Here is a 12876-nt window from a genome sequence, read left to right on the forward strand (position 1 = left end):
GACAAAAATAATGTCATAATTCCCATAGAGTTGTCATTTTTATCATCATGAGAGGAAAGGAGTGAGTAGGAGGGTGAGGAATCCTGTATTAAAGGTGAAAGACCTGCGAACGTCCTTTTTAACAGACGACGGCGAAATCCCTGCTGTCAATGGGATAAGTTTTGAAGTGAACCCTGGTGAAGTGCTTGGCATTGTCGGTGAATCAGGTTGTGGAAAAAGCGTTACCTCTTTATCTATCATGGGACTTGTTCCAACACCTCCTGGCAAAATACAAGGGGAAATTTTGTATAACAACGAAAATCTCATACGTGCTTCAGAAAAAAGAATGCGTCAAATTCGCGGCAATGACATAGCGATGATCTTTCAAGAGCCAATGACAAGCTTAAACCCTGTTTTCACAATAGGAAATCAATTAATAGAAGCAATACGAATACATAAAAAATGGCCAAAAAATAAAGCGAAAATGCGCGCGATCGAAATATTAAAACAAGTCGGCCTGCCCAGGGCGGAAGAATTAATGAATGAATATCCGCATCAACTTTCAGGCGGAATGAGACAACGGGTCATGATCGCAATGGCCATGGTTTGCGAGCCGAAATTGCTCATTGCAGATGAACCGACGACAGCTCTTGATGTGACGATTCAAGCGCAAATCCTCGATCTTATGAAACGGCTCAATAAGGAAACTGATACAGCTATTATGATGATCACCCATGATCTCGGTGTAGTTGCCCAGATGTGCGAGCGGATTGTCGTCATGTATGCGGGGGAAGTGGTCGAAGAAGCGGATGTTAAAACTATTTTCAAACATCCGAAACATCCTTATACCGTTGGCTTAATTCAATCGGTTCCGGATATGCGTTTGAAGAAGGACCGGCTATATTCCATTCCGGGAAATGTGCCAAAGCCGGGTTCCACCAAAACAGGATGCCAGTTTGCTCCCCGGTGCCCACATAGAAATGAGCGATGTCTGGCCGAAACGCCACCTTTAGATACGTTGGAAACCGGCCAGAAAGTACGATGCTGGCTTTACCAGGAAGGAAAGGGGGTCGAAGCCATTGGCAGAGCCGTTGGTAAAGGTTGAAAATTTAAAAAAACATTTCCCGGTAAACGGCGGGATTTTTGGTAAAAAAATTGGGGAAGTGAAAGCAGTAGACGGCGTTTCATTTTTTATCAATAAAGGGGAAACGCTGGGGCTTGTTGGAGAAAGTGGCTGCGGAAAATCAACCACCGGCCGGATGTTGCTTCGGCTTTTAGAACCGAGTGAAGGAAGCATTTACTTTGAAGGAAGAGACATTACGAAGCTGTCAAAAGGGGAACTGCGCAAAATCCGGCGCGAAATGCAAATGGTGTTTCAAGATCCGTTTGCATCGCTTAATCCCCGGCATACGGTTGAGAAAATTCTTGAGGAGCCGCTTATTGTTCATGGAATGAAAAGCTCAGCCGAACGAAAGAAAAGGGTTCGCGAACTGCTAGAGATTGTCGGATTAAACAGTTATCATGCGAAACGTTATCCACACCAATTTAGTGGAGGACAGCGCCAGCGGATCGGCATTGCAAGAGCGCTTGCTGTCAATCCGAAGCTGATTATTGCTGATGAACCGGTCTCTGCACTTGACGTTTCGATTCAATCACAAGTTTTAAATTTGCTACAAGATTTGCAAGAAGAATTTGACCTTACCTATTTATTTATCGCCCATGACCTTGGCGTCGTCCGCCATATCAGTGATCGGGTCGGTGTCATGTATTTAGGAAGAATTGTTGAACTCTCTGATAGTGAACCATTGTATGAAAATCCGAAACACCCGTACACGAAAGCGTTGCTATCTGCAGTGCCAATTCCTGATGTGGAACATCAGTCGGAGCGTGTCATTCTTCAAGGAGATGTTCCAAGTCCTTCGAATCCGCCAAAAGGCTGTCCATTCCATACCCGTTGCCCTCAGGCAATGGAAGAATGTGCAAATAAGCAACCTTTATTTAAAGAAGTGGAGAAAGGCCATTACGTAGCCTGTCATCTTTATAAATGACAGCACGTTCAATACATATGGCAAATGTTATTTTTTCAAAAAGCAGTACTAAGGGGGAAAAAGCATGAAGAAAACCTGGTCAATCGCTTTTGTTATCATTCTCACTCTTTCGTTAGCGCTTACCGGCTGCAGCTCTTCGAAAAAGAATGGAGCAAGCGGCGGCAATGACGATGGCGGTGGTGGAACACTCATTTATGCCCGCGGCGGTGACTCTGTGAAACTGGATCCGGCGACAGTAACCGATGGAGAGTCGTTTATCGCAACTGCTCAAGTAACGGAGACGCTTGTTGACTATGACAAAGAGAGTACAAAAGTTGTCCCGGGCCTTGCGAAGTCATGGGAAATGTCGAAAGATGGAAAGACGTATACGTTCCATTTAGAAAAAGGCGTAAAATTCCATGATGGAACGCCATTTAATGCAGATGCGGTTGTCTATAATTTTAACCGCTGGTTTAAAAGTAAAGATGCAAAAACATTTGCTTATTTTAAATCTCAATTTAGCGGCTTTGAAGGAGAAAAAGAAGCTGTTATTAAAGAAGTTAAAGCAATCGATGACAATACCGTTCAATTTACGTTAAATCGTCCGCAAGCGCCATTCTTGAAAAATTTGGCGATGTCGCCATTTGCTATATCCTCTCCAGCGGCTATTAAAAAATACGGCGATAAGTATATTGAACATCCTGTCGGCACAGGTCCATTCGTTTTTAAAGAATGGAAGCGAAACGACACGATTACATTAGAGAAAAATAAAGATTACTGGAAAAAAGGCCTTCCAAAACTTGATAAAGTGATCATTAAAGTAATCAAAGATAACTCTGCACGCTTAAACGCTTTAGTTAAAGGAGAAGTTGATTTAATTGATGGCGTGAACCCGAGCGAAGTCGATAAGGTAAAATCCAATAGCAAGCTTCAACTTTTTGAGCGCCCGCCAATGAACATTGGCTATCTCGGCTTTAATGTGGAAAAGAAACCGTTTAATAACAAAAAAGTTCGCCAGGCGCTTAGTTATGCAATAAACAAGAAAGAAATCGTTAAAAACTTCTATGAAGGCACGGCAGAGCCTGCAAAAAATCCAATGCCGCCAACAATTGCCGGATACAATGACAGCATCCAGGATTACGATCTTGATCTTGATAAAGCGAAAAAACTACTTAAAGAAGCTGGCTACCCGAATGGATTTAAAATGGATCTCTGGGCGATGCCTGTACCGCGCCCCTATATGCCAAACGGGCAAAAAGTGGCTGAAGCGATTCAAAGCGATTTCGCCAAAATTGGCGTAAAAGCAAAGATCGTTACAATGGAATGGGCGACTTATTTAGATAAGCTTCAAGATGGTCAAGCGCCAATGTTTATGCTCGGCTGGACAGGTGATAACGGGGATGCGGATAACTTCTTATATGCACTACTAGATAAAGACAGCATCGGTTCAAATAACTATTCCCGTTACAAAAACGAAGAAGTCCATAAGCTATTGCTTCAAGCACAAACGGAAACGGATGAAGCAAAACGAAATGACATTTATAAAAAAGTTCAAGAAATCATTCATAATGACGCACCGTGGGTTCCGCTTGCCCACTCAAAACCTCAGTTGGCAGGCAAAAGCACAATTAAAGGATTCTTCCCGCATCCTACAGGTACACAATCTTTTGCTGACGTCACGATTGAATAAGGTTACAAAGGGGAGTTTCTGAAACTCCCCTTTGTAAATTTAAATCATAATTGTTCTTACACCAAGAAAGAGGTGATGGAGATGTTGACATACACGATCCGGAGGCTGGTCACGCTCATTCCTGTGTTGTTTGGCATGATTTTAATCGTTTTTTCTTTAATTCATGCCATTCCTGGGAATCCGGCGAAAGTCATTTTAGGACAGCAAGCAACAAAAGAAGCGGTAGCGGCACTCTCTAAGGACTTAGGACTGGACAAACCAATACATATACAATTTATTGATTACATTAAGCAATTACTTCACGGTGATTTAGGTGAATCCATTCGGACGAAAGCACCGATTAGTGAGGAAATATGGCCATATTTGGCGGCAACGATTGAGCTGTCAATCGTTGCGATGATTATTGCAATAGTTATTGGTGTAAATGCAGGCATTATTTCGGCCTGGTTTCAAAATTCATGGTTTGACTATATTGCGATGCTTCTTGCTTTAATTGGCGTTTCGATGCCAATTTTTTGGCTCGGCTTAATGGAACAATATACGTTCGCGATTCATTGGGATCTGCTCCCGACGACCGGAAGGGATAATATACGGGATCCGGTTGAAGCGATCACTCATCTCTATTTGTTAGATACGTTACTTCAAGGTCGATTTGATCAATTTATTGAAGTGATTAAACATTTGATTTTGCCTGGTTTTGCCCTCGGAACAATACCGATGGCGATTATTGCCCGGATTACACGTTCCAGTATGCTTGAGGTAATGCGTTCTGATTATATCCGTACAGCACGGGCAAAAGGTTTAGGTTCCTTTTGGGTGGTGTACAAGCATTCGTTGAAAAATGCCCTTATACCTGTCATTACAGTCATTGGCCTACAAACGGGATTGCTTCTTGGCGGCGCGATTTTAACGGAAACGATTTTCGGTTGGCCCGGTATCGGCAGTTATATTTATGAGGCCATCCAAAATCGGGATTATCCTGTTATTCAATCTGGGATACTCGTTATTGCATCTATTTTTGTATTAATTAATCTCGTGGTGGACCTGTTATATGCAGCCATTGATCCACGTATTAAATATCGATAGGAGAGATGATAGATGGCAGAATTAGCGACAAATACCCCTCCTAGCAGCCCGGAAGTGACACCGGAAAATGAAAAAGTGATTTCGCCATGGAAAGAAGCCTGGAAAACGTTTAGGAAAAATAAAATCGCCCTTTTCGGCCTCGGCATTGTTGTTTTTTTTATTTTATTAGCGATATTTGCAGATAGCATCGCTCCTTATGAAATGAACGGGCAAAAATTAGCGGACAAACATTTAGCCCCATCGAGCGAGCATTGGTTTGGTACGGATGACTTTGGCCGGGATATTTTGACCCGTGTCATTTATGGTGCCCGCATCTCATTATGGGTTGGGTTTGTATCCGTTTCAGGTTCCATCATCATCGGATCTTTGTTAGGAATTGTAGCTGGATATTATGGACGTTGGATCGATGGCATCATCTCTCGAATATTTGATATTTTATTAGCCTTTCCGAGCATTTTATTAGCCATTGCCGTTGTGGCGATTCTCGGTCCATCTTTGCAAAACGCACTCATTGCCATTGCGATTATTAACGTACCGACTTTCGGGCGGCTCATTCGCTCAAGAGTCCTATCTGTAAAGGAGGAAGAATATATTACAGCGGCAAGAGCGATTGGGATGAGTGATATGCGCATTTTATTTCACCATGTCCTGCCGAACAGCATGGCGCCCATTATTGTCCAGGGTTCCCTTGCAATTGCGACAGCGATTATTGAGGCAGCCGCCCTCGGGTTTCTTGGTCTCGGCGCACAGGCGCCAACTCCCGAATGGGGGAAAATGCTGGCTGATTCGAAAGATTTTCTTACAGACGCTCCGTGGACGTTGTTTTTTCCCGGTTTAGCCATTATGCTTACGGTTCTTGGCTTTAACTTAATAGGTGACGGCTTGCGTGATGCACTTGATCCGCGAATGAAAAATTAAAAAAAGCAGCCTGGAGAGGCTGCTTTTTGGATTATTCCGCGTTTGTTAATTTCACTTTGTTTTCTGACGTATGGTAAGTTTTAAAGCTTTCGATCAATCGATTTAAATGGTCAATCTGGTCACTATAATCAATGATTAAAGCAAAGACAGGGAAGAGCTGGATCCACAATTCGTTTTTTGGCATATGATAATGTTTCATAAAGACTTCCATCAACTCATGCTTATTTTCACAAAAGTCCTCGGTTTTATGGAGTTCAGAATCGATCCGAATTTTATTTGTGTATTTTAATAACGTTTGTTCATGGTAATTTGTTAAACAATCCAACTGGCTTTGGATGAATTGCTGAAGTTCATCAGGCATCTGATACAGTTCATTTTCATGCCGATGCAAACTTTTTAGCAGTTCAAATGCTTTTCTTGTTGTATAAATCATTTGCCGGTAAATGACGAGTTTACGGCCTTTTTTATGTTGATTTTTCCTGAAATAAGTTCTGTCTTCTTTATACAGCAAATAAAATTGATCGATTTTAATGCTGTTTTCTTTAAAAGTCCCGATTTCATCCTTAATTACGCTATGTTCGGGCGCATGCCGCATCATGATCCTTATCCATTTGATAATTTCGTCGGTTTGATCAGAAATGCTGTAGAACAATTTTGTTTCATATTTAGGCGGAATGAAAATTAAATTGACTAAAAACGCGGCCGCCACTCCAAGCATAATCAACAAAAATCGGTCGATGGCAAATGATATAAAGCTGCCTGTATGGCTTTCCATAATGACAATCGCGGTCACAACGGATAATGAAATTGTTTTTTCAAGTTTAAGCTTTAAGTTGACAACAATGACAACAATGACGACTAAAGCGATAACTAACGGATGGTTGCCAAGCACCAATACAAAAAGAATGGCACAAACCGCACCGATGATATTCCCCTGTGCCTGGTCTAAAATCGTTTGATACGAACGGTAAATAGAAGGTTGGATCGCAAACGTTGCCGAAATGGCGGCATAGACCGGCGGCTGAAGGTGGAAAAATACAGCCAGATAAATCGATAATGCGATTGCTACTCCCGTTTTAATGATTCGAGCTCCAAGTTTCATAAAGGAATCGATTTCCCCTCTTTTTTAAATAATCTCGAAACAATATACAATGATTTACGTTTATTATCAAGTAATATATAGAAAAAAAACCGCACAATATCATGCGGCTTTTTAAGAATCGTTTATACAAGTTTCTGAAAGGCTCGTCCGACAGCATCAATTGTATCCTGGATATCTTTTTCCGTATGTGCAGTCGTTAAAAACATTGCTTCATACTTAGAAGGGGCAAGGTTAATCCCCTCTTCAAGCATTGCCATAAAGTATTTACCGAACATTTCGCCGTCCGTGTTTTCTGCCTGCTCATAATTTTCAATTGGCTGATTTGTAAAATAAACGGTTAAGGCTCCTTTTAGGCGATTGATCGTAATCGGTATGTTATAGTTTTTCGCGTGATTTAAAATCCCTTCTTCTAACATTTTGCCAAGTGCATCGAGCCGGTCATACACTCCTTTTTCTTGCAATACTTCAAGACAGGCAATTCCCGCAGAGATCGACGCCGGGTTTCCCGCCATTGTCCCTGCTTGATAGGCAGGACCTAGCGGTGCAACCTTTTCCATAATTTCTTTTCGACCGCCGTATGCCCCGATCGGGAGACCACCACCGATAATTTTTCCAAGAGCCGTCATATCAGGCTTTATGCCAAGCAGATCCTGGGCTCCGCCGTACATAAAACGAAACGCGGTAATGACTTCATCATAAATGACGAGAGCGCCAGCGTTGTGGGTAATTTCGTTAACGGCTTCTAAAAATCCTTCTTTCGGCTCCACAATTCCGAAGTTGCCGACAATCGGTTCAACAAGCACGGCTGCTACTTGGTCGCCCCATTTTTCCATTGCAGCGCGGTAAGCATCAATATCGTTAAAAGGAACAGTAATAACCTCCTGGGCGATGCTTTTTGGAACGCCTGCAGAATCCGGTGTTCCAAGTGTAGAAGGACCAGAACCTGCGGCAACGAGAACAAGATCGGAATGGCCGTGATAACATCCCGCAAACTTAATGATTTTATCTCTCCCAGTATAGGCACGCGCCACACGAATGGTCGTCATGACCGCTTCGGTTCCTGAGTTTACAAAGCGCACTTTATCCATCGAAGGAATGGCTTCTTTTAACATTTTGGCAAATTTAATTTCAAGATCCGTCGGTGTTCCGTATAATGTGCCATTCTCAGCGGCTTTAGTGATTGCTTTTGTGATGTGAGGATGCGCATGGCCCGTAATGATTGGCCCATACGCCGCTAAATAATCTATGTATTTGTTCCCATCTACATCCCAAAAGTAAGCCCCTTCAGCCCGTTCCATAAATGTGGGAGCTCCTCCGCCAACCGCTTTATACGAGCGGGAAGGACTGTTCACTCCGCCAACAATATGCTCTAATGCTTCTTTATATAAGATTTCTGACCGTTTTCGATTCATATAAAACTCCTCCTATCTTTATCAGTATTGTAGCACTATTTGATGAACTGGTGAGAGCAAGACCTGTCTTAATTCAATGAAATCGAACATAAACTACTGTTAGGACAATTGGACAGCATTTTAATGAGGTGGTTCGGTGGGCAATTTTTTTTACAGCATGCTATTCATTTTTTCTGGTTTTATTGTCGTAAAAAGCTTGCATGCCTTATTTCAGCACCCGGGAATTAAACAGCAAATGATGTCTTTAAACCATCTTTTTGTACTTCTGTTAGTTTATATTAACATCATTCTTGGTTTTGGTTTAATGTATTGTTCATTATTGTTTATGAATTACCATGTATTAAGTGAAAAAGGCTTTATGCTCGAAGGTGGGCTAATTAAAATGATGGAGGGGGCGATGTATTTTAGTGCGGTCACGATGCTTTCCGTTGGTTATGGAGATATTACGCCGCTTGGGGTTGGTCGATGGATTTCCATTACGGAAGCGTTAATAGGCTATTTGCTTCCTGCTGCCTTCGTCATTACATCGGTTATTGACCACCGTAAGATGAAATAGTTGTAGGAAACCGCTTGTTTGGTTACCCTTATGATAGGCAATAAAAATAGCAGGAGGGATACAAATGAGTGTTGAAACCGGAAAAAAAGCACCTGGCTTTACGGCAAAGGCAAGTAATGGGAAAGAAGTTTCCTTATCTGATTTTAAAGGGAAAAATGTTGTCCTATATTTTTACCCGAAAGATATGACCCCGGGTTGTACAACAGAGGCCTGTGATTTTAGAGATCGGCATGAAGAATTTGAACATCTTGATACGGTTATTCTCGGTGTTAGTCCGGATCCGCTAAGCTCACATGAAAAATTCATTGCAAAACATGGGTTGCCGTTTTTACTTTTAGCGGATGAAGACCATCATCTGGCTGAAATGTATGGGGTTTGGAAATTGAAGAAAAACTTTGGCAAGGAATATATGGGGATTGAACGTTCTACGTTTATTATTGATAAAGAAGGTAACCTTGTGAAGGAATACCGTAAAGTAAGAGTGAAAGACCATGTTGCCAATGCGTTGGAATACATTAAAGAAAATTTACAATAAAAAAACCGGCTTATGCCGGGCTTTTTAATGCTCAACAAGTTCTCTTACAGGTACATCCATTTCATTATCGGGTTGATCTGCTGTATATACTCTCGCTGTTTCTTTTGCTTCATCTACTGATTGCAGCCAAACGGGAGTTCCGTTATATAAAACTTCAATTTCTTTCGGTGATTCAATAATCTGTTGTGCTCTAGCAGTATTCATTTCTTTCGCTCCTTTTTTTATTCCGTCTTAGTATGAAACATGCATAAATTCTTATACTTTGATCTAAACGAAATTTTTTACGACAAAGGCGCATGACTATACGGAATGGTTAAAAAATGCATAACTTAAAAGTACCAATAACTCTTCCAATCAATTGAGCGGGATATTCCTCCTGCTCTTTTTTTATGCTTTAAATGGACAAAAGGGTGTACAATACAAATAAAACAATTTCGTAATGGGGTGAAATAATGATTCTTTCATCTGCAAAAATCAGGAGAGACATCAGACACAAACTTTCGGAAAAGTTCCCTGATGAGACATTTATATTTTGCAATGGCATGAATGAAGCGGAGGAACATTTACTAACTGCCGAAATTTTAATTACATATGGGGAAGACTTAACAGATGAATTAATTGAAAAAGCGGCCAACTTAAAATGGATTATGGTCATTTCTGCTGGACTTGATCGAATGCCTTTTGAAGCTATTCGTAAAAAAGGTATTCTTGTAACAAATGCAAGAGGCATACATAAAACGCCGATGGCGGAATATACGATTGCGATGATGCTTCAAGTCGCCCGGCAAACGAAAGTCTTGATCGCGCATGAACAAGAAAGAATCTGGGATCGGCGTGTGAAAATGACAGAAATCTCGGGAAAAACCATTGGAATATTGGGTACTGGTGCGATTGGGTGCGAAATCGCCAGGCTTGCTAAAGCGTTTCATATGCGAACTCTCGGATTTAACAGAAGCGGTCATCAAGCGGATTTTATCGATGAAATCTATGGCAAAGAAACCCTTTCGGAGCTTTTGAAAGAAAGCGATTTTTTAATTTCGGTTTTACCAGCAACACCTGAAACGTACAACTTTTTAACAATGGATCATTTCCGGCAAATGAAAGCTTCATCCGTTTTTATTAACATCGGAAGAGGGACAACGGTAAATGAAGAAGATTTATTAAAAGCTTTAAAGGATGGAATGATTGCTCACGCCGTCCTGGATGTGTTCAAAAAAGAGCCACTTCATTTCGATCATCCATTTTGGAAAATGGAAAATGTAACAGTGACACCACATCTATCAGGCATCTCTCCTCAGTATCAAGAAAGAGCTATAACATTGTTCGAGGAAAATTTGAAAAAATATCGGAATGGAGAACAAAATTTCATTAACATTATTCCGCTTGAGAGAGGTTATTAAAAGCGACATATCACATACTATTATTGACAAAATAAGCATTTAACGTGTACACTATTTATAAATATTATAATGTAAGAATTTTTTTTAGAAGAGAGGTGCATGGCGATGTCTACCGCGCGTATTAATGAAGCAATCGATACATTAAAGCAGTACGGGGTTCGCATAACGCCACAACGTCATGCGATTTTGGAACATTTAATACAATCAATGTCACATCCGACGGCTGATGAAATATATAAAGCACTTGAAGGGAAATTTCCTAATATGAGTGTTGCGACCGTATATAATAATTTACGTGTGTTTAAAGAAGTAGGTCTTGTGAAGGAATTAACTTATGGTGATTCTTCAAGCCGGTTTGATTGTGTCACAACGGAACATTATCATATTATTTGTGACAACTGCGGAAAGATTGTTGACTTCCACTATCCCGGTCTTGACGAAGTGGAGGCACTGGCCGAATCGGTAACGGGGTTTGATATTGCTCATCATCGGATGGAGATCTACGGCCTGTGTCCCGATTGCCAAAAAAACAAGAAACAGTAAATAAGCTGGGCCAGTAGGAACTGGATCAGCTTATTTTTTTGCTCTTTTTTTATTATATTTTTCGTCAAATTCGAGCCCGTCAAGACTTTGATCCAATGTAAGAGGCTGGTTACATGACATGCAGGCGTCCACTCGTCCAAGTACTTTTGTGACTTTATTGCAGTTTGGACAGACCACTTGAACGGCTTTCATCGAAATCATTCCGATCCAAAGATAAACGCCGGCACTTGCAAGGGTTGCTAGAAACCCGATAATCATAAATAGTGACATAATAATAAAATGCGTTCTAAAATAAAGTCCTGCATACATAATGATAATTCCGATAAATACAAGACTTAGTGCAAACGTCCGTATTTTATTTATTTTATTCGAATTCCTTATCATTTGTCTGTCCCTCCTATTTTTTTTCAGTATATCATAAGAAAGGATTTCGAAAAAAAGAAAGGATTTTATGTATTGGCGTTGAAATGTATGACAGTGGATTTTGAAAACGGGAGATGACGTCATGGAAGACTTATTACGCTCACTATATCAGGAAAGAGCGAGCAATGAAGACACCCTTGGTGTGCTTCTAATTGAAAAGCATAAACCGGTAAGCCCTTTAACGGACAACTTTGATTGTGTCTTGTTCGTCATTGTTAAAAACAGCAAGGAAAAGCCGTGGACCATAAAGCATTATGAATTTGCTGATAAAATTGCAGCATTGCATATTGTAACGGAATTCCAACTGAACGAATGGCTGTTGCTCGGGACGAACCGCAGGGCTGCAGATTGGGTCATTAATGGAAAAGTTCTATTTAATCGTAACGAATATATTACAAACTTGCGCGAACGATTGAATGAATTCCCGGTTCATGAACGGACGAAGAAAATTTGTATCGAATATGGAAAGTTACTGCGCCGATTTTTCGAGGGGAAAGAGCTTTTTTCAACTGAGCAATATCTTGATGCTTTTAATAATATTCTTCATGCCTTACATCATCTGGCACGGTTAGCTGTGATCGAACATGGTTATTATCCTGAGGTAACGGTTTGGAATCAAGTAAAACTAATTGAACCACAAGTATATAAGTTATATGAAGAATTAATTACAGGAAATGAATCGATTGAAAAACGGATTGAATTAATTCTCCTCGCCAGCGAATTTTCCATTGCCTCTAAAACGAAGCTTGGGGCAAGTCATTTATTATCTGTTTTAAAAACGAGAGAAGAATGGACGTTTTCAGAACTTATGGATCACGAAGATATTGCTGAGTATGCGATTGATCTGACCGTACTATTAGAGCATTTAATTGAAAAAGGAATAGTTCATGTTATTCGCCGGGAGACAAAAGGAAAAAACCTTTATCATCGGCATTATACAGTTAACTTTTAATGGGTTTTACGAAATAGGATAAAAAACCAATCATATTTTTTCAAAAAAGATGTTGACCATCTATTTTATTCATGTTATATTACTACTTGTCGCTAAAACAACAGCGAAAAACAAATTAAAAAAAGTGGTTGACATCTTCTTTGTAAGATGTTATCCTATAAAAGTCGCCAAAACGAGCGACGGGACAAAAACATCTTTACATGTTCTTTGAAAACTAAACAAAAGCCAGGTAAGTCAGGGATAAACCATCCCG

The 12876-nt window shown here is 40.6% G+C and carries 14 protein-coding genes; 10 read left to right on the top strand and 4 right to left on the bottom strand.

The annotated features are described in order from the left end of the window. Nucleotides 1–73: 73 nt before the first annotated feature. The 5 genes from WD019_RS08760 (at nucleotide 74) to WD019_RS08780 (ending at nucleotide 5700) form a co-directional block, all read left to right on the top strand. Entirely contained in the window at nucleotides 74–1084 is a 1011-nt protein-coding gene (locus tag WD019_RS08760; protein ID WP_026679137.1) for an ABC transporter ATP-binding protein, read from the top strand. Further along, nucleotides 1059–2027 (top strand): ABC transporter ATP-binding protein, encoded by a 969-nt coding sequence (locus WD019_RS08765; RefSeq protein ID WP_026679124.1) that lies wholly within the window; start codon nucleotides 1059–1061, stop codon nucleotides 2025–2027. The genes WD019_RS08760 and WD019_RS08765 overlap by 26 nt, the downstream gene beginning before the upstream one ends. A gap of 64 nt (nucleotides 2028–2091) precedes the next feature. Then, the gene (locus WD019_RS08770) at nucleotides 2092–3696 is read left to right on the top strand and encodes an ABC transporter substrate-binding protein (RefSeq protein ID WP_425711235.1); all 1605 of its coding nucleotides are present in this window, start codon (nucleotides 2092–2094) and stop codon (nucleotides 3694–3696) included. Between the two features lie 81 nt (nucleotides 3697–3777). Further along, nucleotides 3778–4782 (top strand): ABC transporter permease, encoded by a 1005-nt coding sequence (locus WD019_RS08775; protein ID WP_026679126.1) that lies wholly within the window; start codon nucleotides 3778–3780, stop codon nucleotides 4780–4782. Between the two features lie 12 nt (nucleotides 4783–4794). Next, nucleotides 4795–5700, top strand: a complete 906-nt coding sequence (locus WD019_RS08780) for an ABC transporter permease (RefSeq protein ID WP_026679127.1) — start codon at nucleotides 4795–4797, stop codon at nucleotides 5698–5700. Between the two features lie 31 nt (nucleotides 5701–5731). Here WD019_RS08780 and WD019_RS08785 read toward each other — a convergent pair whose 3' ends face one another. Next, a complete protein-coding gene (locus WD019_RS08785; RefSeq protein ID WP_026679128.1) occupies nucleotides 5732–6802 on the bottom strand; it encodes an FUSC family protein in 1071 nt (356 codons plus the stop codon). Between the two features lie 122 nt (nucleotides 6803–6924). Further along, entirely contained in the window at nucleotides 6925–8214 is a 1290-nt protein-coding gene (locus tag WD019_RS08790) for a glutamate-1-semialdehyde 2,1-aminomutase (protein ID WP_425711236.1), read from the bottom strand. A gap of 136 nt (nucleotides 8215–8350) precedes the next feature. On the opposite strand from WD019_RS08790, the gene WD019_RS08795 reads away from it, so the two are divergent. Next, the gene (locus WD019_RS08795; protein WP_051291596.1) at nucleotides 8351–8770 is read left to right on the top strand and encodes a potassium channel family protein; all 420 of its coding nucleotides are present in this window, start codon (nucleotides 8351–8353) and stop codon (nucleotides 8768–8770) included. A 64-nt stretch (nucleotides 8771–8834) separates the two neighbouring features. After that, the gene (bcp, locus tag WD019_RS08800; protein WP_026679131.1) at nucleotides 8835–9305 is read left to right on the top strand and encodes a thioredoxin-dependent thiol peroxidase; all 471 of its coding nucleotides are present in this window, start codon (nucleotides 8835–8837) and stop codon (nucleotides 9303–9305) included. Nucleotides 9306–9329: 24 nt separating this feature from the next. Here the strand turns inward: bcp and WD019_RS08805 are convergent, their stop codons facing one another. After that, nucleotides 9330–9509, bottom strand: coding sequence for an H-type small acid-soluble spore protein (locus tag WD019_RS08805; protein WP_026679132.1), 180 nt, complete (start codon nucleotides 9507–9509; stop codon nucleotides 9330–9332). Between the two features lie 248 nt (nucleotides 9510–9757). Between WD019_RS08805 and WD019_RS08810 the strand changes: the two genes are divergently transcribed. Next, nucleotides 9758–10705: a D-2-hydroxyacid dehydrogenase gene (locus WD019_RS08810; protein WP_425711237.1), complete on the top strand. Its 948-nt coding sequence runs from the start codon at nucleotides 9758–9760 to the stop codon at nucleotides 10703–10705. A gap of 105 nt (nucleotides 10706–10810) precedes the next feature. Then, a complete protein-coding gene (perR, locus tag WD019_RS08815; RefSeq protein WP_245595287.1) occupies nucleotides 10811–11248 on the top strand; it encodes a peroxide-responsive transcriptional repressor PerR in 438 nt (145 codons plus the stop codon). A 30-nt stretch (nucleotides 11249–11278) separates the two neighbouring features. Here the strand turns inward: perR and WD019_RS08820 are convergent, their stop codons facing one another. Beyond that, complete coding sequence (locus WD019_RS08820) at nucleotides 11279–11632, bottom strand: YgzB family protein (protein WP_026679135.1); 354 nt, start codon at nucleotides 11630–11632, stop codon at nucleotides 11279–11281. Between the two features lie 121 nt (nucleotides 11633–11753). On the opposite strand from WD019_RS08820, the gene WD019_RS08825 reads away from it, so the two are divergent. Beyond that, the gene (locus tag WD019_RS08825; protein ID WP_026679136.1) at nucleotides 11754–12623 is read left to right on the top strand and encodes a nucleotidyltransferase-like protein; all 870 of its coding nucleotides are present in this window, start codon (nucleotides 11754–11756) and stop codon (nucleotides 12621–12623) included. The last annotated feature ends 253 nt before the right edge of the window (nucleotides 12624–12876 follow it).

This window comes from Fictibacillus sp. Mic-4, from assembly GCF_049843615.1.
Taxonomy (GTDB): domain Bacteria; phylum Bacillota; class Bacilli; order Bacillales; family Fictibacillaceae; genus Fictibacillus_A; species Fictibacillus_A gelatini.